This is a genomic window from Arthrobacter sp. JUb119 (assembly GCF_024807995.1).
In the GTDB taxonomy this organism is placed as follows: Bacteria; Actinomycetota; Actinomycetes; order Actinomycetales; family Micrococcaceae; genus Glutamicibacter.
The window spans coordinates 743,290-765,120 of record NZ_JANUFE010000001.1 but is presented as its reverse complement, the minus strand read 5'-3'; the positions used below and the strand labels follow the sequence as shown (position 1 = coordinate 765,120).

Annotated in this window: 17 protein-coding genes and 1 pseudogene; 6 read left to right on the top strand and 12 right to left on the bottom strand. The window is 58.9% G+C overall.

What is annotated here, in order from left to right; genetic code table 11:
* Positions 1-34: 34 nt before the first annotated feature.
* The 3 genes from M2368_RS03660 to M2368_RS03650 form a co-directional block, all read right to left on the bottom strand.
* Positions 35-595 carry a dihydrofolate reductase family protein gene (locus M2368_RS03660; RefSeq protein ID WP_388022122.1) on the bottom strand — a complete coding sequence of 187 codons (561 nt, stop codon included), beginning with the start codon at positions 593-595 and terminating at the stop codon, positions 35-37.
* A 27-nt stretch (positions 596-622) separates the two neighbouring features.
* On the bottom strand, positions 623-1,501 hold the full coding sequence (locus M2368_RS03655) for a class II glutamine amidotransferase (RefSeq protein ID WP_498724019.1): 879 nt from the start codon (positions 1,499-1,501) through the stop codon (positions 623-625).
* Positions 1,502-1,785: 284 nt separating this feature from the next.
* A complete protein-coding gene (locus M2368_RS03650; protein ID WP_498724018.1) occupies positions 1,786-3,534 on the bottom strand; it encodes a hypothetical protein in 1,749 nt (582 codons plus the stop codon).
* A 555-nt stretch (positions 3,535-4,089) separates the two neighbouring features.
* Here M2368_RS03650 and M2368_RS03645 point away from each other — a divergent pair.
* Complete coding sequence (locus M2368_RS03645) at positions 4,090-6,192, top strand: restriction endonuclease (RefSeq protein ID WP_388022128.1); 2,103 nt, start codon at positions 4,090-4,092, stop codon at positions 6,190-6,192.
* Positions 6,193-6,689: 497 nt separating this feature from the next.
* Here M2368_RS03645 and pdxS read toward each other — a convergent pair whose 3' ends face one another.
* From pdxS to M2368_RS03620, 5 genes are all read right to left on the bottom strand, one after another.
* A complete protein-coding gene (pdxS, locus tag M2368_RS03640) occupies positions 6,690-7,592 on the bottom strand; it encodes a pyridoxal 5'-phosphate synthase lyase subunit PdxS (protein ID WP_105658267.1) in 903 nt (300 codons plus the stop codon).
* 197 nt (positions 7,593-7,789) lie between these two features.
* Entirely contained in the window at positions 7,790-8,404 is a 615-nt protein-coding gene (locus M2368_RS03635; RefSeq protein WP_105658266.1) for a hypothetical protein, read from the bottom strand.
* Positions 8,405-8,558: 154 nt separating this feature from the next.
* Positions 8,559-9,125 carry an HIT family protein gene (locus M2368_RS03630; RefSeq protein WP_105661379.1) on the bottom strand — a complete coding sequence of 189 codons (567 nt, stop codon included), beginning with the start codon at positions 9,123-9,125 and terminating at the stop codon, positions 8,559-8,561.
* Positions 9,126-9,148: 23 nt separating this feature from the next.
* Positions 9,149-11,164 (bottom strand): threonine--tRNA ligase, encoded by a 2,016-nt coding sequence (thrS, locus tag M2368_RS03625; RefSeq protein WP_105658264.1) that lies wholly within the window; start codon positions 11,162-11,164, stop codon positions 9,149-9,151.
* A gap of 120 nt (positions 11,165-11,284) precedes the next feature.
* Positions 11,285-11,920 carry a winged helix-turn-helix domain-containing protein gene (locus M2368_RS03620; RefSeq protein WP_498724017.1) on the bottom strand — a complete coding sequence of 212 codons (636 nt, stop codon included), beginning with the start codon at positions 11,918-11,920 and terminating at the stop codon, positions 11,285-11,287.
* A gap of 80 nt (positions 11,921-12,000) precedes the next feature.
* On the opposite strand from M2368_RS03620, the gene M2368_RS03615 reads away from it, so the two are divergent.
* Both M2368_RS03615 and M2368_RS03610 read left to right on the top strand, forming a co-directional pair.
* Positions 12,001-13,368, top strand: a complete 1,368-nt coding sequence (locus tag M2368_RS03615) for an MFS transporter (RefSeq protein ID WP_498724016.1) — start codon at positions 12,001-12,003, stop codon at positions 13,366-13,368.
* Between the two features lie 259 nt (positions 13,369-13,627).
* A complete protein-coding gene (locus M2368_RS03610; RefSeq protein WP_105658261.1) occupies positions 13,628-14,068 on the top strand; it encodes a VOC family protein in 441 nt (146 codons plus the stop codon).
* Between the two features lie 6 nt (positions 14,069-14,074).
* Here M2368_RS03610 and M2368_RS03605 read toward each other — a convergent pair.
* From M2368_RS03605 to M2368_RS03590, 4 genes and pseudogenes are all read right to left on the bottom strand, one after another.
* A pseudogene (locus tag M2368_RS03605) lies at positions 14,075-14,455 on the bottom strand (nucleotidyltransferase family protein); the annotation flags it as partial.
* 103 nt (positions 14,456-14,558) lie between these two features.
* A complete protein-coding gene (locus tag M2368_RS03600) occupies positions 14,559-18,014 on the bottom strand; it encodes a DNA polymerase III subunit alpha (RefSeq protein WP_498724015.1) in 3,456 nt (1,151 codons plus the stop codon).
* 36 nt (positions 18,015-18,050) lie between these two features.
* On the bottom strand, positions 18,051-18,359 hold the full coding sequence (locus tag M2368_RS03595) for a DUF6504 family protein (RefSeq protein ID WP_286172116.1): 309 nt from the start codon (positions 18,357-18,359) through the stop codon (positions 18,051-18,053).
* Positions 18,360-18,452: 93 nt separating this feature from the next.
* Positions 18,453-19,379: an AraC family transcriptional regulator gene (locus M2368_RS03590; RefSeq protein WP_498724014.1), complete on the bottom strand. Its 927-nt coding sequence runs from the start codon at positions 19,377-19,379 to the stop codon at positions 18,453-18,455.
* 80 nt (positions 19,380-19,459) lie between these two features.
* Between M2368_RS03590 and M2368_RS03585 the strand changes: the two genes are divergently transcribed.
* From M2368_RS03585 to M2368_RS03575, 3 genes are all read left to right on the top strand, one after another.
* Positions 19,460-19,903, top strand: coding sequence for an anthrone oxygenase family protein (locus M2368_RS03585; protein ID WP_400289268.1), 444 nt, complete (start codon positions 19,460-19,462; stop codon positions 19,901-19,903).
* 177 nt (positions 19,904-20,080) lie between these two features.
* Positions 20,081-21,166: an S-(hydroxymethyl)mycothiol dehydrogenase gene (locus M2368_RS03580; RefSeq protein WP_105661387.1), complete on the top strand. Its 1,086-nt coding sequence runs from the start codon at positions 20,081-20,083 to the stop codon at positions 21,164-21,166.
* The gene (locus tag M2368_RS03575) at positions 21,166-21,795 is read left to right on the top strand and encodes an MBL fold metallo-hydrolase (protein WP_105658255.1); all 630 of its coding nucleotides are present in this window, start codon (positions 21,166-21,168) and stop codon (positions 21,793-21,795) included. The genes M2368_RS03580 and M2368_RS03575 overlap by 1 nt, the downstream gene beginning before the upstream one ends.
* The last annotated feature ends 36 nt before the right edge of the window (positions 21,796-21,831 follow it).

The window sequence follows — 21,831 nt, the reverse complement described above, 5'->3', positions numbered from 1 at the left end:
TTTCCCGTGGCCGGTTGAGTTCATTAAGGCTTGCTCACCGGTTTGGAAGAACTCGGTAGACAAGTCGAGCGAACGGCCCGGCCTGCCTTGCTTCAGCCAGTTCCAATCGATCGCTGCCAATTCTTCGCGGCAGCAAGGCGGCACCCGCTGGCAGCGCTGCTGGAGCAATGGTCAATGCCAAGGAATCGAGCGCATCGATGTCCAGGAATTGCCCAAGAAGCTCCCCTCCGCCGAGCACCCAGATGTTCTTCTCCCCCGCGGTCTCGCGGATTTCGGGCAAGAACTCATTGACCGGGCCATTGACCAGGCGCACGTCTGCACCATCAGGAATCGGCAAGTCCCGCGAGGTAAAGACGTAGGTGGTGATCCCCTGATAGTATTCCTGCCACTTCTGCGGGTTCTCGATGAACTGCTCATTCTCGATCAGCCACTTATAGGTATTCGCGCCTTCGATATGAACGCCGACGTTCTTGGGCAGCAGGTCCGGGTCGGGTTCGTGGGCCCCGGGCACGTCAAAGAGCCACTGCAGGCTGTGGTTCTCATCTGCCAGATAGCCGTTGAGGGTTACTGCCGCGTCGAAAATAATCTGGCTCATGGCATTTAGTTTGCCACAGGAATGCACCTACATACCAAGGTCCACGGGTGCGAATACCGGGTCTCTTCCGGTACGCATGACCCCGATGGTTCCCGGAGGAACTTCATGCCAGGTATTGCGGCTCCAGTGCAGTTCCAATGGCTCGGACACCACTAGTTGGGCGTTTTCCGGCAATCGGTCTTCCTGCCCGTCTTCGGTAAGCAGCATGGTCGGCCCGTCGGCGTGGTAGAGCGAGGGCGCGATTGAGTCTTCGGCGTCCGGACTAACCCAGGGCAACACGACCAGCTGATGGCCATCCGAGGCGCAGATGGTCGCGCGGAAGGGTTCTGCTATCGCATGCTCAGCGCGCGCCTGCTCCACCCGGGCTACCATGCGCGACAGGCCAGCTATCGGATCATCGGCAAGCCCGTAGCTCAATGCCGAATAGAAGCACACTTCGGTATCGGCGTTGCCCAGTATTCCCGGATAGCGCACCGGGTCCACGTCGAAGGTCGGTTCGCGCTTGAGCCTGTCGAAGTCCGGAATTGACCCGTTGTGCTGGAAAATCCAGCCCTTATCGACGAAAGGTTGGCAGTTCTGCTCGGTGATGGTCCCGCCCGGCGCCGCGCACACATGGGCCCGGATGCATTCTAAGGCGATCTGCGCCGCCAGGTGCCGCAGATTCTGGCTGTCCGAGGCCGGTCCGATCTGCCGGTACTGTCCGAGCATTCCCGAGTACCCTGCCCAGGCCATGCCGAGCCCGTCGCCGTTGGTCGGGAAGGCATGGTCCGCGAAGCCGGAGTCGAGCTCATCCAGGGGAAGGTAGAGCTGGCGGGCATGCAGCCTCTGGTCGATCAGCGAATGCGTGGGACGCACGAGAATATCGGCGATGGCGATCGGGGAACCCCGATAGGAAGCCAGCGGCACATGTCAGCTTCTTGTGGTCGGCGCGAATTCCGGGTTCCACCAACCTACGCCCGGCGGCATCCACCGACAATTCCGGCCTGGGCCGTTTGCATCGTGCCAGATTCCGCCGTTGCCAGACTCGATGGACATTGGCCGGTGTTCGGTACGTTCGCCGTGCATCCTGGCCTGGGCCGCCACAGCAGAATGGCCACTCGAAGGCCCATGCTGGCACTGGAGCACGGGTGGGCTGCGGACACGCTGAACTCAGACCCGGCCATCCTGTTCACGAAATAGTTCGCAGAGAATTAGCCGAACTGGATGCTTCCAGGAGTCCAATCGACAACCTTCGCCGTTGTGACCGAGTCATCCGCTCCGGGCACGAGCCGGAACGTGTCCCCCGATTTTAGCCTTGCAAGGTCAACACCTTGTTCGAGCTGAACTGAATGCACACTACTCGCGAGGGGATGATCAACGGTGTAAGTCCGGTTCCCGAGAGCGAAGACGGGCGCTTCCACCTGCACGATGGTGCCACGGCCGGCGATAGCGTTGGTTACTACGTTCTTAATGGATGCTACCTCTAAACCGCCCTCGGGAACTTGGAACGTAAGTTCCGTCCAATTCCAGCGATGAGGAATGCCCCCGTACGTAGTGGCAAGGAGCGAGAGATGCCGGAATTGACGGTCGGTGATCTCAACGACCGAAGGCATGACAAGTGCAGGAGACGTATGTGTTTGAAGCAGGGTCAGGTGACGGGCGACGGGAAGATAGATCGCCTCCAGTGCAGAGGGGAGGACAGCACCATGCGCTCTGAGAAGTGCGCTCCCTGCCTCAGTTTCCACGGACATGACGTCGCTCTCGCGAATGCCAAATAACTCCTCGAGCTCATCACAGACCGACTCCGGATTACGCCCATCGACGTTTCCCATTTGAACTTTCGCTTCTGCGTTATCTCCCGGTTTGAAACGCAGCTCTAAGTTCAGCGACCGCTCTGGCGTATCGAGAACCAGACGCAGCCAGCCCGTTTGTGAACCGACAGTTTGGGAGGTAACTTCCAGTGGCATCCTGAACCGGCGTTGCCCGTTGCTCTCTGTACACCGCAGATATAGCAAGGGGATGTTGGCATGACTTCTTTCGAAAATGGAGACTGTGGACTCCACCGCTTCCTCATGAGCGAATGGACCACCTGTGGTTGTTATCCGGACCCGCACGTCTTTGAACGCAGTACCCCACGCTTCCCAAGCCTGGACTGCGGCATGCTCGGGTGTCCCGGGAATCGTCAGGAACTCAACGTCCATGACGATCGGGTCAATTTTCGAGGCCTCGGGCGTGCGAGGCACAACGGATTCGTATTTCCAGCGGCAATCTCCAAGGTAAGTCATCCTGTGAAAGACCGCTGGATCGCCTTCGTGAGGCAGTGGTATTTCCTGATTGCTGGATACGGTGCGGGTGCCGTGCTCCATCCGATAGTTGTCGTGGATAGTGTTGCGGAGGGCATCGAGTGCGTCCTGTCGGGTCTCTATGGCATCAAGCATCTTCAACGGCTCTCCCCTTTCAACTGGCGAGGCAGCGAGCATGGCTTTCTGGCTAATGAACTGTTCCAACACCGCCTCACCGTAAGTAAACCGCTGCATAGTCTCGGGAAAGCGGTCTGCCAACCCCGAAATGAAGGCATCACCGGCCCACTGACAGGGGAATGCAACGCCCGCAGTGAGCTTGTCGAAGTCCGCGACTCGTTCCTCAGTAGGGGTCCACGGCGTGACCAGGTGATAGCGGATAATTGGCTTCCCACCGGGTCTGCCATGCTCCTCAAGGAATCGTTTCCAAGAGTTCTTGACCTGGCCGAATTGATTACTGGAAATCGACGTCGTGAAGCCTTTGACCTGCCAAATCTCAACTCCGTCGGGTAATGTGCGGAGGATGTCGATCCCGCCATCCCCCTGCGAAGGATTAATCTGCCGCGCGTCGACGAATTCGCGGCGCAGGAGGGTTGCAATAAGGGACTCGATCGAGTCGCCACTTCGCTGCTGAATCAGCGGCCAGTCATAGGTTGGCATGATCCAATACTACGAATTAATTCGAGCATCTGGCGATCCGCTCTCCAATTGATTTCCCTGGTCAAACTTCGGCGGCAGGCCACGGTACGCTTCTGGGTGGGAAGCGAAAGGCTACAAGCGACCAACGATCTAGGCAGATTCTTAGGTCGTGTAGGGGCCAGGCAAACCGATAGCGGGAGGTTGAACTCGAAGAATTCGTAGACTCACTCCATTCGCTGCCGAGCGGCCCCGTGAGACTAACAGGCCTAGCTGTTCCCACAGCAGCAATGTAGGCACCGACTAATCGAGGGGCCCATTCGGTTGCCGTGGCGCTGATCGGTTCAATGAACAGATCTTCAGCGGTTCCCAGCGATCCAATCGTAACTAGACAGATTGGTCTGGTGCCTTACCCAAATCTTTTGATGCCTTTCCCGACATGCGGTTATGGTTCAACAGGCATGTAAACAATCTTCAAAATCCAATCTATTCATGCGCATTTCGAGATTCACAAATCAATTTCGAGATTACATAAATGACTTCCATAATTATTGTGATCATTTCCCATAGACTTGATCCATGTCATCGACAATCACCGAAGCGAACTTTCCCGTGGAAGACCAACGGGCCCTATGGCGTAGACAGTCTGCGAGCTTACCTTCGCTCCATGGTGGGAAGCGCGCATGGCTAAAGCTTATTTTCGAGCTGGTATCACAAGTGCAAGCAGCGGGTGCGGATATCATGATGAATGCCCGTCCGAATATACCTGACACAGTATTCAAGGATTCCGAATCACGATCAGGAGCATCAGCCGTACGAGAGCCATTGACGTGGGGCGAGTACAGCAGATTCCTCAAGGCTGCAGGCCTCGTTCGAGCGGAAGACGCCAAACTAGTGCTCACCGGTGTCGGCCATGAGTATCTAATCACCGGTTCACCATCCGTTCTGGGTACGTCACTAGCAAGATGTTTCCGGCTACTCTCAGAATCACTGAATTTTATTGCAAGTTCACCAGAAACCGTGGAGGAAGTTGATGAATTCCTCAAAGCTGCTTACCACACCGACTGGAAAAGCCTTGGTGGCGTTCGTGCGCGCCTAGATTGGCTCGATGCCCTCGGTGCAATTGAGGCGACCGCGGGTCGACGGTGGATGATCACTTCTATTGGCCAAGAGATGTTGATGGCTTGTCGCTTGGTCACCCCGGAAGCACTTGAAATCGAAGCAGCTCCAGTTGAAACAATAGAGCCCGCGCCAATACAGATTAAAAACTTGCTGGCTGAACTGAGCGATGGAACTCGTTTGCAGTCGTCTCGGAGCACTTACAATATCTGGGTGCCGAGCCCGGCTACTCATTCAAACAAGGTGGAAAATCTACGTGTCATCGTGAATGCGTTGATCGATCCACTCAGTCGTTCCGAACTCCTCGGATTCATCGCCAACACATTCAGTCTTCGACGTTCCAGCGTGGACTCAATGTTGCCCTTCCTACGAGCTTCGGGACTCATCGTCGAGGTGGGTCTAGGTATATATCAAGCATCCCCTACGGCTCGTGCATGGCTCCAGTCAGGCAGCAACATTAACTTCATCCGGATTCTTCACGCCAATATGCGTTTCGTCGGTGAGATGATCCTTGCGGCGGAGGGCGGCGCGACTCGAGCCGATGTCTATGCTGAAGCAAAACGCCATGGTCTAAATGTGGATAAGTCCCGCTGGATCGCGGCATTCCTTATGGACACGGGGCTCATAGTGCCACCGAAATATGGCAGCCTGCGGACGACTCCCACAGGGGTAGCTCTTCTCGAAGAGCTACCCCTGGCAGAACCAGAAGTTCAGCCCGATTCTGATCCAGAAAATATCCCTGCATCAGACAACAAGTCAGCTTTCTGTTCTTCGAGCCTATCCGAGTCATTAGACGAACTTTCCCGCACGCCTATGGCGAAAGAACGAGGGGCTGGGAAGGCCTTTGAACGGGCAATCAGTGACGCCTTCACTCTCATGGGATTCGATGCCCGCGTACTTAGTGGTTCAGGCACCACAGACGTACTCGTAAAATGGCGAGACCACAAGGGTGCAAAACGTACCTCAATTGTCGAAGCCAAATCGCGTTCCAGCGGTAGCATCTCGCACACGGATGTCAGTGATGTTGCACTTGAATCACATAAAGTTCAACATCATGCTGATCACGTTGCGGTAATTGCCCCAGCGTTTGTCGGCGACACGATCAAGAATATGGCGCGGGCACGTAACTGGACTCTCATCGACGCATCAATGCTTGGAGCCATCGCGGACAAGGCGCTAGCGCTAGGTATCGGACCTGAATTATCGGGAGCGTTATTTGAGTCCAACGGCGGTGTCGACGCAACTATGAAGGCGATTGCCGACAAACAACGTGAGCTCGCAGTCCTCACATACGTGGTCGGGCAGCTTGCCGAAGAGGCAAAGGAATCAGGTGACCCGATCACGCCTCGCGACATATCTAGAGATGGCCGCCGAAGTGAAGTCAAGCCTTCGGTTAGTGAAGTTCTCTCGGCCCTTAGTACCTTGCAAGAACTCGCACCGGGTGCGGTCCGGAAGACAAACGAGAACAACGATCCCAAATTTTCTAGTTTCGAGCTTGGTAGCCCTCGCTCCTCGGCATTAGGTCTACGAGCAATCGCGGAAGCAATCGAAGCGCCACTTTGAGTAACGGTGCCATGGAAAACATATACGACAGATGAAGCGAACCCATCAGTTGGACTGTCCAAGTGACACCTCAGACATACCAGACGAAGGCTGGTCCATTCATAGAAACAGCAATTGGATGTCTCTCCGAGATGACTCGCAAAGTGTGGAACAAACGCCCACTCATTTTTGGATCGACACAGATCAAGACAGTGGACCTTGGTTGGCCTGAGGTTCCACGACACAGCGATGAATCTCGGACAATACACCTTGTTTCAGTCCAAAATGCGGAATGACCCACTCGATCTGCTCACATGAGATGGATGTTCAGCAGACGTTTATTGGCTCGGTGGGAGCGTTAGTATGTGACTGCTTGTCAAGATGCAACTGTAGACAACTTTATCGACGGATACGCCGTTTAGACTACGGTTTCCACCCGACTCACTGCTCTGGGAACGTCAAGCCCACGCCACCGGGAATTCGGTGGCGTGGGCCTGCAATGCTGGGAACGTCGGCGCTTACCAGCCGCGCTCCGAGAGGCGGTGCGGTACCGGCACATCGGCGACGTTGATGCCGACCATAGCTTCGCCCAGACCACGGGAGATCTTGGCCAGCTCGTCCGGGTTGTCGAAGAAGGTGGTTGCCTTCACGATGGCCTCGGCACGCTGGACCGGGTTGCCGGACTTGAAGATGCCCGAGCCGACGAAGACGCCGTCGGCGCCCAGCTGCATCATCATTGCAGCGTCGGCCGGGGTGGCGATGCCGCCAGCGGTGAACAGCACCACCGGCAGCTTTCCGGTCTGCGCGATTTCCTTGACCAGCTCATACGGTGCCTGCAGCTCCTTGGCAGCCACGTACAGTTCGTCTTCTGGCAATGCGGCCAGCTTCGCGATCTCAGCACGGATCTTGCGCATGTGCCCGGTGGCGTTCGAAACATCGCCGGTGCCGGCTTCGCCCTTCGAGCGGATCATCGCGGCACCTTCGTTGATGCGGCGCAGTGCTTCGCCCAAGTTGGTGGCACCGCAGACGAATGGCACGGTGAACGGCCACTTATCGATGTGGTTCTCGTAATCTGCTGGCGAAAGGACCTCGGACTCATCAATGTAGTCGACGCCGAGGGACTGCAGGATCTGCGCCTCGACAAAGTGGCCGATGCGCGCCTTGGCCATTACCGGGATGGAGACCTCGGCGATGATGCCGTCGATCATGTCCGGGTCGCTCATGCGCGAGACGCCACCCTGGGCACGGATGTCCGCAGGAACGCGCTCCAGAGCCATGACGGCCACGGCACCTGCATCTTCAGCGATGCGTGCCTGTTCTGGGGTGACTACATCCATGATGACGCCGCCCTTGAGCATTTCGGCCATGCCGCGCTTGACGCGGTCCGAACCGACGACGGAGTTCTGGTTGTTCGTAGACATGGTGAGGAGGGGTTCCTTTCGACACTGCGGTGACTCGTTTTTGCCCCAGAATTTCGGGGATATAAGCGAGGTGGTACGCCAGTAATCGTAGGATCGCTTTGCTTTATTACCTCGCGTGTTGCGTCATAATTGGCAGATAGTAGATTTATCCATCAGTTACGAGTTAGTGCGTAACATTGGCAATCTCTACTAAACAACTAGTCAGAGTGCTTTTTGCCGGTGAATATTTGGCGTGACGCTATTGCATCCGACACTTGATATTTTGCTGGCTGACCGTAGCCTTCAGGATTAGCTGCTTCAATGCGCGCCACTTCCTCAGACATAAATTGCACCAGCGGAACGTCGCCGTTGATATCTTCGGCTACGGAGCGCAATTGCTGCGCATATGCCAGCAATCGCGGAGTGAAGTGTTTGGTGTAGGAGGGGTCCGGGTCGCTGGCACGCTGATGGACGGATTCAAAATTTTTGGCAAGGTCCTCGATTGCCGGTTTAACTGACTCCATCACCTGCACCAATGCCCGGTCCGCCGCTTGCGAGATCGCAACTAGGCTCAATTGGTAGTGGTGCTCGGTGGCCACAGCCGCCGCGAGCCGTTCCAGCGGATCCAGGGTATCGAGCCAACCGCGCAGGAACCTGTCGCAGTTGGCATCATGCTCGTAGCTCAGGTCTTCGAGCAGCTGATCAATCATGCCGATTGAGTAGCGGGCTGCACCTTGGATGGCGAAACGCATTTCATGCTCGGATCCACTAATAATCCAGTCGCGGATTTCTTCGATGGTGCCGATTGGTTCAGGGGACCTGGGAATATTCAACGATGCTCATTTCAGGAAGAAGTTGCTCCAACATGCCGCAACAGTCTATTTGATCTTGCATTGCAGCAGGCCAACATCGTGGCTTTTGCATTAAATGACGTTGGGCCCGACAGAACATTTCCATTTTCTCTCGGGCCCAAGTACCAGCTATTGCCTAGTTCGGGGTTTCGCTGTCCCACGCTTCGGCAATGGCACTGCGAACCTCGGACAAGGTCTGCGGGATCGCCTTGGTCTGCGCGATGATCGGGAAGAAGTTCCCATCCCCGTTCCAGCGCGGCACGATGTGCTGATGCAGGTGCGCGGCGATGCCTGCTCCCCCGGCTTCGCCCTGGTTCATGCCCAGGTTGAAACCGGCGGGGTTGGAGACCTTGCGCAGCACGCGCATTGACTGCTGCGCCAGCGCTGCCATTTCTGCCGTTTCCTCCACCGTGATATCGGTGTAGTTGGGCACATGGCGGTACGGGCACACGAGCAGGTGGCCCGGGTTGTACGGGAACAGATTCAGGATCACGTAGCAGGTTTTGCCACGGTGCACGATCAGCGCTTCTTCGTCGGTACGCCCAGGACCGGCGCAGAATGGGCAACTGGCCTCATCCTTGACCTGGTCCTGCCCGCCCTTGATATAAGCCATCCGGTAGGGAGTCCACAGGCGCTGGAACGAATCCGGCACTCCGGCGAGTTCAAAGTCGTCGGTGACGGACCGGTCTGCTTGTTCCTGCATGCTTGGTGGACTCCCTATCCGAACTAGTTGTTGTTGTCGCGGCTCTTGATGGCTTCAACGATGCGGGCTACCGCATCGTCGACTGGAACCTGGTTCTCCTGGCTGCCATCGCGGAAGCGGAAGGACACGGCGTTTGCATCGGCATCTTCGCCGCCGGCGATGAGCACGAATGGAACCTTGTCCTTGGACGCGTTGCGGATCTTCTTCGGGAAGCGATCCGTCGAGTCATCCAGTTCCACGCGGACACCCTGCGCCTTGAGCTTGGCAACAACTTCACCGAGGTAGTCGTTGAAAGCCTCGGCCACTGGGATCGCGCGAACCTGTACCGGCGAGAGCCATGCGGGGAAGGCACCTGCGTAGTGCTCGGTGAGCACGCCCAGGAAGCGCTCGATGGAACCGAACTTCGCAGCGTGGATCATCACTGGTTCCTGGCGGGAACCGTCGGCAGCCTGGTACTCCAAACCGAAGCGCGCTGGCTGGTTGAAGTCGTACTGCACGGTGCCCATCTGCCAGGTACGGCCGATGGCATCCTTGGCCTGGACCGAGATCTTCGGACCGTAGAATGCGGCTCCGCCTGGGTCGGCAACCAGTTCGACGCCGGATTCGGTGGCGACGCGCTCCAGCACGGCGGTAGCTTCATCCCACTGCTCATCCGAGCCGATGAACTTGTCCGACTCCGGATCACGGGTGGACAGCTCCAGGTAGAAGTCGTCCATGCCGAAGTCGCGCAACAGCGAGAGCATGAAGTTCAGCAGGTGCTCAACCTCGGCCGGTGCCTGCTCCTTGGTGACGTAGGAGTGGCTGTCATCCTGGGAGAAACCTCGCACGCGGGTCAGGCCGTGGACCACGCCGGACTTCTCGTAGCGGTAGACGTGGCCGAATTCGAATAGGCGCAGCGGCAATTCACGGTATGAACGTCCGCGGCCGCGGAAGATCAGGTTGTGCATCGGGCAGTTCATGGCCTTCAGGCGGTATTCCTGGCCCTGCTTGGTGATGTTGCCATCTTCATCGCGCTCTTCATCGATGTGCAGCGCCGGGAACATGGTGTCCGCGTAGTACGGCAGGTGGCCCGAGGTGTGGAACAGCCCATCCTTGGAGATGTGCGGGGTGCCCACGTACTGGAAGCCTTCTTCGACGTGGCGGTCGCGCACGTAGTCTTCCATCTCGCGCTTGATGATGCCGCCCTTGGGGTGGAACACCGGCAGGCCCGAGCCCAGCTCATCGGGGAACGAGAACAGGTCCAGTTCGGCACCGAGCTTGCGGTGGTCGCGGCGCTCGGCTTCGGCCAGGCGCTCCTGGTAGGCCTTCAGGTCGTCCTTGGTTGGCCATGCGGTGCCGTAGATGCGCTGCAGCTGCTTGTTCTTCTCGCTGCCCAGCCAGTAGGCGGCAGCCGAGCGGGTCAGCGCGTAGGCGTTCTTGATCAGCTTGGTGTTCGGCAGGTGCGGGCCGCGGCACAGGTCCTTCCAGACGGTGTCGCCGGACTTGCGGTCCACGTTGTCGTAGATGGTGGTTTCGCCAGCGGCCACCTCAACGGTGACGCCTTCGCCGGAAGTGTCGGCGGAGTCGGCCTTGGCCAACAGCTCGCACTTGTATGGCTCGTTGGCCATTTCAGCCTTGGCTTCCTCCGGGGAAACTTCGCGGCGGACAAAGAGCTGGTTCTGGTTGATGATCTTCTGCATCATCTTTTCCAGCTGCTTCAAGTCTTCTGGGGTGAATGGGTCCTCGACATCGAAGTCGAAGTAGAAACCGTCGGTGATGTAGGGGCCGATTCCCAGCTTGGAGTCCGGGCGCAGCTGCTGCACTGCCTGGGCCATCACGTGGGCGGTCGAGTGGCGCAACACCTCCAATCCTTCTGGATCATTGATGGTTACGCGGGTGACAGTGGTTCCGGCTTCCAGTTCGCGGGCCAGGTCGCGCAATACGCCATCGACGTGCATGACAACCACGTCTTTATCGTTGGCAAAATGCTGCAGACCGGTCGTTCCCGCGTCCACCTGTACCTGCTCGCCGTCAATGGTGAGAGTCAGCTGCTCGCTCATGAGATCGGGTTCTACCTTTCAATCTGTGATGGCTTCATAGCTTGTGGCATACCTTGGCCACAGCCAGCCAGAATCCAGTTTAGTTCAGGACCCCACCTCAGCGTGCGTTTACCTCGGGTTTTACGAAGATTGATCGCCCTCTTGTGACTCGTTCAACAGCGAATCTGCGTTGAACAGGCTCATGACATGCCAGATTTCACGATCGCCCGCGGGCTGCGAACTGGTGACTTTGCCGTTTTTCAGATCCGCGCGGAAAGCCGGAATCACTTCTTCCATGCGGCGCATGAGTTCGTCGCATTCATCTTGGGTAAGCATCAGGTTGCTCGTTTGCATCTGCGCTTTAATCTCCCCGGACTCTTCGCCGCGATAGTGCCTTTCTGCATGCCGAAGCGTCGCTTGCAGGCGGCGTTGCTCGTCATGGACCACCTGGCTGAGGTAGGCATCCATAGCCGTCCCGGTCTGGTCCTCCGGGCGCTCTCCCACTTTGCCGGTCGTATAGCCGCGAGCCGCAGGTTTCCATACGCGGTCACGCCTATCGCGCGCCAGTTCCGGAACTTCAACGATCATGTCGGCTTTGGCCAGCTCACGCAGATGGAAACTGACCTTGTTCGCGGGTACGCCAAGAGCCTGCGCGAGGTCTGCCGCGCGTGCGGTTTCCATTGCCGAAAGCGCGTCAAGGATTTGCCGACGCAAGGGGTTTGCGATGGCCTTGAGCATGGGGGTGGTGAATGTGACCGGTGGCTCATGGTTGCTCATAAGCACAGCATAGCAATCCCACAAATAAAGTTGCGCAAATTCTATTGCGCAACTTTATTTGCGAATCTATAGTTGGTGCCATGACCAGCATCCAGGCCAACGATCCATCAGGCACCACAGCAATTATCACGGAGCCTTTGCCGCCTTTGCGCGTGCAGCGCAACTACCGGATGTGGCTGCTGGCGGACTCAACGGCTTTGCTGTCGGGCAGTATTTACGGGTTCATCTTTCCTTTGATCTTGCTGTCCGCTACGGGGTCCCCGGTTTTGGCCGGAACCCTGGCCGCAATGGGAATGGCAGCACGGGCGAGCGTAATTTTGGCCGGCGGAGCCATGGCGGATCGTACCGACAAGGCTCGGATGATTCTCATAGGAAGTTTCGCCGGTGCTGCAATCACGGCAGCCATGGCCCTGGGCAGCAGCGTCGGTTCACTGCCGGTTGCCTCCTTATGCCTTGCCCACATCCTTATGGAACTGCGCGGCGGGTACTTTGGGTCGACAACTAATGCCGCCCTAAAGGATCTTGTACACCCCAAACTGCTCGGCCGCGCGATGGCGGCGAATCAAGGCCGCGACTCGGTGCTGATGCTCGGCTCCGCTCCCCTGGGCGGCGTGCTTCTGGGATTAGGCGGTGGCATTGCCCTGCTCATCGTCAGTGTCCTGAATCTGATCGCTGCGGCCAGTGGATTTGCACTGCGTCGTCCATTGCGGGCAGCCAAGCTATCTGGGCAAGATTCCAATGGCACCAGCAATGATTCCGAAGAGGAAGTGGCCCACGGAATTCTGGCAGGCATGCACTGGTGCTTTTCCCGGCCACAGCTGCGCGCTCTGCTGATTTTGATTACGGTCGTCAACATCGGCGTCAACGGGCTGATGACAACGCTGATCTACGGACTTCAACAGCGTTCCGAAGAACCCTGGGTTATCGGGTTAACTTCTACCTTCATGGGCGCTGGAATGCTGCTCGGATCGTTGGTCGCAACGAAGCTCATCGATAAATTCCGCAGTGGTTTACTGACCTGCACCTGTCTCACCATTTTGGGTGTAGCCATGCTGCTCATCGGGTTTAATACGAACCTGCTCTGGATGGGGACCATGCTGATGATCAGCTTCCTCAGCGTTCCAGCTCTCAACGCTGCGGTGGGTGGATACTTCATGGCCTCCATTCCGAAGCAAATGTCTGGGCGCGCTAATTCCCTAATCACCTTTATGGCACTGGCCGCTTTGCCCTTATCTCCGCTGCTTACCGGATTTGGTCTGGAATCGGTCGGCATGGGACCAACGCTGATATTTTTCGGGGCATTCGTTTCCTTAGCAGCAGTCTTGGCCTGGCTCTCACCGCAGGTACGGCGCATACCCCGTCCTGAGCATTGGATGGCGGCATCGCCCGAACTCACCAGCGCATCCGCCCCTCAACAATCCCCCGCCCCAGCGGCCTCCACCGAATAGGAGTATCCAAAGTGAATTCCGATCCCACGTCGCCCAGCGATTTCCGGCTCAAGCGATCAGCCCGGAAGCGAATCTTCAGCAGCGAAAAAAGATACCGCCATGCTTCTGCATTGACGCACCAAGCCGACGATGCAATTGCCCAGGCGAGGTATCAAGCGCTGCGCAACGAGCAATGGATCTATCTATAAGGAGGCAGGAAAAGTCTTGGAAGATCCGCAAACCCATGGCTTTCATTTTCAACCCCTCCTACCCTAGTAATATGAACAAACCGGCCCCACCTGTCATCAGTGCCATTACCCTCGGAGTGCGCGATGTCGGTGCTTCCACGAAGTTCTACACCGAGGGCCTGGGGTTTGAGCTGGTCCAGCCAGCTCACCCGGAAATCGCTTTTGTCCGTGCCGGCTATGGCTTGATGCTCGCCCTCTGGGATGTGAAGCAGATGCCCAGCGAGTACGGCGACGTCGGGCACAGCCAGCTGGCGCCACCGATCTCACTGGGACACAACGTGCACTCTGACGCAGAAGTGGACCGACACTACCGGCGAGCGCTGGATGCGGGAGCGACTTCTGTCACCGAACCGACGGTGCAGCCGTGGGGCGGCAAGAGTGCCTGTGTGGCTGATCCGGATGGCTTCCGCTGGGATTTTGTGCACAACCCGTCATTTGTCGTCGACGCCGATGGGCATGTTTCCTCGGTTTGAGAATTATCAGTTTTCAGTGATCTTCCTTGATGGTTCCCGTTCAGGCCAGGGTTCATAGGTACTAATTTGCCCAGGCTCATCACTAGTGCCTGCAAAGCAGCAGGTCTTCGCTGCGAAATGGTCGATGGCGTCCTTAACGCTGAGGAATGGAATAGCCGGCGCCCCAAAGGGCTCTTCGTACCAAAGTTGGACGCATGCTCCGTTGCGTACTTCGATTTCTGCGTCCATGCCCTTGAAGAGGACTTTGGCTCCACGAATGAGCGCATCTTCGGCCTCCCAGGACGTATCTTCATCGAAGTAGATGAAGTCGTAGTCACGAATTCCTCTTTGCGGATCTTTGCCTTCGAGCACGTTCCAAACTGTTTGGGATAGTGCACCTGCAGTGAGCCACCAATCATCTGCGCTTACGCCCGTTCTCCCCTCACATCAGGTATCTCTCCTATTGGACCCGATGTATCTGTTAGGTAAACCCTGTCAGCGAACTAGCTCATCAGGCCCCTCTCTGGTCCAGGCCTTCAGCTTCCATCCGTTTGGCAAGTTCCCCGACACTTTCGATCTTGCGTGCTCCCTCGCCGAGGTTTGGCCGATAGCTTGGTTGCGGCCGGGTGAGCTCCGCGAGGTAGCCTGCAGCAGGCAGGGTCTCCGGCTGATGCAGGTCCCAGGCGTTCAGCGCTTGGAGGGAGATGCCGCGCGGTCCGGTACGGCGTGTGACCCCGTGGATGAGCAGCATGCGTGTGGAGAAGAGCAAGGGCGCTGTGCGCTGCTGCGTGTCATCGAAGAAGGTGGCGTCGATGCAGCCAGTCCCATCATCCACGGAAATGAAGACCACACGCTTGCCTCCGCGCATGGGAGGAGTCTGAGTGGCCACCCGTACCCCGGCGACCAGAACTTCGGTTCCGTTGCGCAGGTGCAGCAGCTCGGCTGCCTGCGTAATGGGCAGGTGCGCCAGCCGTTGGCGGTACGAGGTGATCAGATGCTCGCTGGCGTCCAGATGCATGAGGTCCAATTCGGTACGTACTACTTCCGCGGGATCCAGTGCTTTGCCGGTCTGGTCGATATATTCGATCTGCCCCAGATCCAGGGCAAGTTGTCCGGGTCCCGGCCGGTATTTGGCCGGAAGGGAGCTGTGCGCCATGGATTGCGTGTGGGCGATCGTGTCGGCACGGGAGGTCCCGGACAATAGGGAATCGAACACTCCGAGCGCTGCAAGGTTCTGGTAGGTGCGTCGCGAGAGTCCTGCGCGGGCGCGGACATCGGCGAGGTGCTCATAGGGCTGGCCTGCGACCAGGCGTTGCACTTCGCGTTCGCTCATCTGGTGGATGTCGCGGAAGGCCAGGCGGATTCCATAGCGCCCAGGGCGCAGCGAGCTGGGTGCGCGGGGCACCACAGGAACCTTCGCTGGAGCGGATTCGAATATTCGTTCGACTCGGTAGTGCCCGGTGGATCGGTTGATATCCAGCGGGAGGATGGGAACGCCCATTCTGCGTGCTTCGGAGACCAGCAGCCGCTTGGGGTACATGCCCGGGTCGTGCTCCCAGATCCCGGCAAGGAAAGCTTCGGGGTGGTGCGCCTTGAGCCAGGCCGAGTGGTAGGTAGGTACGGCAAAGGCAGCCCCGTGGGCCTTGCAGAAGCCGAAGGAGCCGAAGCCGGAGAGCACCTCCCAGACTTGGTCAATGGTTTCCTGGCTATAACCGCGTTTGGCCGCCTCGGCGCGCACATACTTCTCTACGGCTGGTTCCTTCTCCGGGTTGCCCAGCAGGCGCCGGTAGACATCGGCCATGCCCAATCCGCATCCGGTGAGCACATCAAGCATGCGCAGCACCTGTTCATGGAAGACGGTCACCCCGTGGGTTTCGGCGAGCGCCGGAATCAGATCCTCGTGCAGGTATTGGGCAGGGGCGAATCCGTGGCGGTGCTCCAGGTAGGGCTTGACCATATTCGACTGCATGGGACCCGGGCGGAACAGGGAAATATCGATGATCAGGTCGTTGAATTCGCGGGGCGCGAGCTTGCCGATCAGTTCGCGCTGCCCCGGGGATTCGATCTGGAAGCAGCCCAGCGTATGGGTGGAGCGGATCAATTCGAAAGTGGGTTCGTCATCCAGTGGCACCCTGGACAGGTCTATCGCTCCGGTAGCGGAGATATAGCTGTCGTCGGCGTGCCCTCCGGCGCGGGCGGCCGCTTGCTTATCCGGGTGCATGCGGGCGATCTCCTCGAGCGTGTAGGCGATGGCCGATTGCATGCGCACACCGAGCACGTCGAGCTTGATCAAGCCCATCAGGTCCATGTCGTGCTTGTCGAACTGGCTCATCTGCAGTCCGATGCCCGAGGGCTGGACCGGGGTGCGGTCCAGCAGGCTCGCGTCGGAGAGGATCACCCCGCAGGGGTGCATGGAGATATGGCGAGGCAGCCGGTCGAGGCGCTCGGTAGCGTCGATGAGGATATCGAGCTGGGTGTCATCGGTAATGCGTTCTGCCAATGCGGCCAGCTCCGGCTTCTCGGTGAGCGCTTCGCGGAAAGAGGATGCGGAGAAGCGCCAGAGTTGCTTCGCGATCTCATCTACCTGTTCCTGCTCTACCCCGAGGGCGGCTCCTGCATCACGGACCGCGCCGCGCGCACGGTAGGCGTTCTGCATGCTCATCAGGCTGACGCGCTCTTCCCCGAAGCTGGAGAAGATCTCGCGGTAGATCTCGTGGCGGCGTGCGGATTCCACGTCGATGTCGATATCCGGCAGGGTGGTGCGGGTATCGGAGAGGAAGCGTTCGAACACCAGGTCGTGGGCCAGCGGGTTCACCTGGCTGATGCCCAGCAGGTAGTTCACCAGCGAGGAAGCACCGGAGCCGCGGGCTGCCACGCGGATTCCCATGCCGGTGATCAGCTTGACGGTTTCGGCGACGGTCAGGAAATACCCGGCGAAGTCCAGCCGGTCGATCACCCCAAGTTCCAGAGCCAGCTGTCTTTCAATGAGGCTGGGATTGGCGTGCGGCAAGAGCCCAGGCACCGCTGCATGGACTCGCTCGGTGAGTTCTTGCATGGCCGGACGGTGCAGGCCGATGATCTTCGCTTCGGGGATCACCGGCTGCTTCCATCCAAGATCGGCTACCGGGTCCGCCGCTGCCCATTCGGCGAGCGCTTCAGTTTCCCGCAAAAGCTGCTGCGCCCAGCTCCTTTCTGTGGCTTGGCCGATCTCCTTGGCCAGCTGGCGCATCTGGGGCGGGGTTTTCAGCCACCCTTGGCCATTGGGTTGGCAGGAGTCCAGGTTCTTCAGGCTATGCAGGGCGCGCGCCGAGTCCAGGATGTCTGCGGTAACCGCTCCATCGGGGTCCACGTAGCGCACGGCGTTGGTGAGCACGGCCCTGATCCCCCGCTCCTGGGCGTAGCGCAGCAAGCGGGCTGCTTCACCGAGGCTGTAGCGCGATCCAGGGCTGGAGAGGTGCGTGGTGATTTCCACTCGCAGCATCTTTCCCAGCCGCTTCTTCCAGCTGGCAAGCAGTGCCCGGGCTTGGGCGTAGCTTCCCTTGAGGATTGCGCGGGCCACGTCTGATTCGCCGCCGAGCAGGATCATCAGGTTCCCGGCAGCACCCAGGTGTGCCAGCTGCTCGGTTTTCAGCCCCGGAACCCCGTGCGCAGTGCTGTGGGCGAGGGTGATGGCTCGGCACAGCGCCGCATACCCTGCGCCATTGCAGCGCCCACGGGCCAGCAGGACAATCCGCCCTTGGGTTTCTCCGTGGTTATCGAGCACGGCAAGGTTCACCCCGAGAATCGGGTGCAGCCCTTCTGCCATGCAGGCCGCCACATGCTTGACCGTTCCATAGAGCCCATCCCGGTCAGTCAGCGCGAGCATCTGGGCACCCTGCGCTTTGGCCGCTTGGGCCAGCCGCTTTGGGTGCGAGACTCCGTAGTGGGCGCTATAGGAAGAACTGACGTTCAGGTGGGTGAAGCTCATGGAGGTCCTTCGAATATATGTTCCCCTGCAGGGGAATTAGGCGCTGCGGGCCAGCGACTCATGCACACGCACCAGACGCCACCGTTCGGTTTGCGCATCAAAACTCACATCAACGCTGTGCACTTGCCGGGATCCGCGCACCGCGACCAGTTGCAGGCGCCACATCTCATAGTCGGCAATCCCCGCACCGGCTCCGCGAGGAATCCGCAGGTTTTCATCCCACCATTTGCGGCGTTCGAACCAGCGCTGAGGCTCGGCCACCAAGCGATAGTCCTGCCCTTGCCAGCTCACGCGCAACGGCATTCCATCAGCTGCACGAGTAACCTCGATCGACTCGGTGAACATCCCCACGTGTGCACTCCTTACTTAGTAGAACCATTCTATTCGAACACGTGTTCGAATGACAGTTACACTAGTCAGCGCGACCGACAGTTTGGGTTAGCCAAGTGCAGCGGATCTCAGCGCCGACGGACTGGTTGAATAAGCCCTGCGAAAGGCAGCGCTGAGCGCAAAGGGTGAAGAATATCCGACATCCCGGGCAATCTGCGACAGCGGTGCATCGCTGGCGAGCAGCGCATCATGAGCCAATCCCAGACGCAATTTGGTGAGGTACCCCATGGGTGCGGTGCCCATGGCCTGGCGGAAGGCTGGCGAAAAAGCCGAACGGGACATCGCAGCTGTTCTGGCCAGCCCCTCCACGCTCCACGCTCGAGCTGGTTGCGCCCACATCGCCCCCACCGCCACCCCAATGCCTGGCGCCGCCGAGCGAAGCGCCCTGGTTCCCGGCAAGTGCTGCAAGGCGCAGATCGCCAGAATGTCCAGCAGCCGGTCCAATACCACCTGCTGGGCGGGACCCGCACTTTCGGCTTCGGTCGCCAGCAGTTCAGCCCATCGCCACGCCGCGTCGTCATCGATAACTGCCAGATCGGTACCCTCGCAGACAAGATCAGCGACAGCGCTGGTCGTAGTGAAGGTGCCAACCAGTAGCTGGTCGGGGCCATTAGGCGAATTGCCCCATGCACGCACCCCATGGCGCAACTCTTGGACCATGGCTCGGCCCGATGGCCCCAGGCATTGCTGGCCCGGGGCAATGGCATAGTTGCCAGGCGCCGCGGCCTGAAGGGTCTGGGCGCTGGCCGAGCGAACCTTATAGGAGGCTGATCCGCAAATGACGACCAGTTCGCCTTGCTGCGCCACCACGGACTTTTGTCCTCGTTGCACCCTGCAGGATCCCGAGCGCACCGCCAAAATCGTCAGCGGGCAAAGATCGCGAACAGCAACACTCCACTGGCCCTCCATGCACATGCGGAGAATGAAGGCTTCACGAGCCCGTGGGCCAGAAGGGAAAAATGCATCGGGTCTCACGCCACCACTCTGGACGATTGCGTATGCATTGTCGAGCCTTGAGCATTCAAAATCCTGCCCAACGTCTGTTGAATGAAATCATGAACCTGCCGTTGCTTACTATTTTCCTGCCACTGCTGACAATTGCCACCGGCTTGATCATTGCCGGATTCTACGTTTCCTTCACCCTCGTGGTCTTCCCTGCGCTAGCGCGAATGGATGATCGCTCCGCAAGCACGTTCATGGTCCACGTGAACAGATACGCCCAACGGCCCCCATTCCTGAGCTTGTTCTTCCTCGGCTTGCTCGCCAGCACCGGATGCCTTGCCCTCTCCATCGTCCACGAGAATATCCGCATATCGATCGGAGCGGCACTAGTGCTTAGCGGTGCCCTGCTCACCATCGGGGTCAATGTTCCGCTCAATCGGCGACTGGAACAGAATTCGTTGGCTTGGGCGAAATATGAGCCACGGTGGATCAGGGCCAATGCCGCGCGAGCACTGGGTTCCGGCCTAGGCGCTGTCCTCCTGCTCAGCGGTGTTTGAGCTGGATGCAGCACTCCTGCCCCGTCACATCCATTCCGGGGGCAACCCGTGATCAACCTGCACAAATTGGCTCTGCGCGAAACTGCCTGCGTCATTGTGTCTCGAATGCTCGATTAGCACCTGGGACACCGATAGCATCGAGAGAGCACTAGCCAATCGTTCCAGGAGCTAAATCCCATGTCCCATAAGGTCAAAGCCGTTATTTCCCGCGTCAAGGACGCACCCGTAGAGGTCGTAGACATCATCGTTCCGGATCCGGGTCCCGGAGAAGTAGTTGTCGATGTGCTCACCACCGGTGTCTGCCACACCGACCTGCACTACAAGCTCGGCGGAATTGGCGACGAGTACCCGTACCTGCTGGGCCACGAGTCCACCGCAGTAGTCAGCCAGATCGGCGAGAACGTCACCAACGTCAAGGTCGGCGACCGCGTGATCCTGAACTGGCGTGCAGTCTGCGGCCAGTGCCGCGCTTGCGCCAAGGGCGAGCCGAAGTACTGCTTCAACACCTTCAATGCCACCCAGAAGATGACCCTGGAAGATGGCACCGAGCTTTCCCCAGCGCTGGGCATCGGATCCTTCGCCGAAAAGACCCTAGTCCACTCCGGCCAGTGCACCATCGTGGATGAAGAAGCCGACCCGGCCGCAGTAGGCCTGCTCGGTTGCGGTGTCATGGCCGGCATCGGGGCAGCGATCAATACCGGCGAGATCAAGCGCGGCGAGTCCGTCGCAGTGATCGGTTGCGGTGGCGTCGGCGCTGCTGCCATCGCCGGCGCGCAGCTGGCCGGCGCAACCACCATCATCGCGGTGGACGTGAACCCGGACAAGCTGGAAGGCGCCAAGAAGTTCGGCGCCACCCACACCGTGGATTCCTCCAAGGTCGACGCCGTGGAAGCCATCCAGGCACTCACCGGCGGCTTCGGCGCCGACGTCGTCATCGACGCGGTGGGCCGCCCGGAAACCTACAAGCAGGCCTTCTACGCCCGCGATCTTGCTGGCCGCGTCGTATTGGTAGGCGTGCCAACTCCGGAGATGAAGCTCGAGCTGCCGCTGCTCGATGTCTTCGGCCGCGGCGGCTCGCTGAAGAGCTCGTGGTACGGCGACTGCCTGCCAAGCCACGACTTCCCGATGCTCGTCGAGCAGTACAAGCTCGGCCGCCTGGATCTGGATGCCTTTGTCACCGAACGCATCACGATCGATGAAATCGAAGAAGCGTTCACCAAGATGCATGAAGGCACCGTGCTTCGTTCGGTGGTGGAGCTCTAGTGGCCGCCCGCATCGAGAACGTCGTCACTTCCGGCACCTTCTCCCTGGATGGCGGGACGTGGGATGTCGATAACAACGTCTGGATCGTCGGCGATGATTCCGAGGTGATGGTCATCGACCCGGCACATGATGTTGCCAAGATCCGCGAAGCTGTGGGCGATCGAGAAGTCATGGCCGTGCTGCTTACCCACGGGCACGATGACCACATCCGTGCGGCTGGCGAATTCGCCGACGCCGTGGATGCACCGCTGTTCTTGAACCCGGAAGACCGCATGCTCTGGGAAGCTGTCTACCCCGAGCGCGATGTGGACGCAGAAATCAGCGAAGGCGATTCATTCACCATCGCCGGCACCACGCTGACCGCCCTGCACACCCCGGGGCACTCTCCGGGCTCAACCTGCTTCTACGCTGAAGACCTCGGTGTACTGTTCAGCGGTGATACCCTGTTCAACGGCGGCCCGGGGGCTACCGGTCGCAGCTACTCCAGCTTCGAGACGATCGTCGAGTCGATCCGCACCAAGCTGCTGGTCCTGCCAGCTGAAACCGTGGTCAATACCGGCCACGGCGATGCCACCTCCATCGGTGCAGAAGCGCCGAACCTGGATGAATGGATCAAGCGCGGTCACTAAGCACCACGCATCGAGCGGCAGCAGGCCATTAGAGCC

Bases quoted from the DNA above. Each gene is read 5' to 3' on its own strand.
- M2368_RS03620 (WP_498724017.1), bottom strand. From the start codon at position 11,920: ATGAGCAACCATGAGCCACCGGTCACATTCACCACCCCCATGCTCAAG.
- M2368_RS03645 (WP_388022128.1), top strand. From the start codon at position 4,090: ATGTCATCGACAATCACCGAAGCGAACTTTCCCGTGGAAGACCAACGG.
- M2368_RS03650 (WP_498724018.1), bottom strand. From the start codon at position 3,534: ATGCCAACCTATGACTGGCCGCTGATTCAGCAGCGAAGTGGCGACTCG.
- M2368_RS03600 (WP_498724015.1), bottom strand. From the start codon at position 18,014: ATGAGCTTCACCCACCTGAACGTCAGTTCTTCCTATAGCGCCCACTAC.
- thrS (WP_105658264.1), bottom strand. From the start codon at position 11,164: ATGAGCGAGCAGCTGACTCTCACCATTGACGGCGAGCAGGTACAGGTG.
- M2368_RS03660 (WP_388022122.1), bottom strand. From the start codon at position 595: ATGAGCCAGATTATTTTCGACGCGGCAGTAACCCTCAACGGCTATCTG.
- M2368_RS03610 (WP_105658261.1), top strand. From the start codon at position 13,628: ATGAACAAACCGGCCCCACCTGTCATCAGTGCCATTACCCTCGGAGTG.
- M2368_RS03585 (WP_400289268.1), top strand. From the start codon at position 19,460: ATGAACCTGCCGTTGCTTACTATTTTCCTGCCACTGCTGACAATTGCC.
- M2368_RS03630 (WP_105661379.1), bottom strand. From the start codon at position 9,125: ATGCAGGAACAAGCAGACCGGTCCGTCACCGACGACTTTGAACTCGCC.
- M2368_RS03580 (WP_105661387.1), top strand. From the start codon at position 20,081: ATGTCCCATAAGGTCAAAGCCGTTATTTCCCGCGTCAAGGACGCACCC.
- pdxS (WP_105658267.1), bottom strand. From the start codon at position 7,592: ATGTCTACGAACAACCAGAACTCCGTCGTCGGTTCGGACCGCGTCAAG.
- M2368_RS03615 (WP_498724016.1), top strand. From the start codon at position 12,001: ATGACCAGCATCCAGGCCAACGATCCATCAGGCACCACAGCAATTATC.
- M2368_RS03595 (WP_286172116.1), bottom strand. From the start codon at position 18,359: ATGTTCACCGAGTCGATCGAGGTTACTCGTGCAGCTGATGGAATGCCG.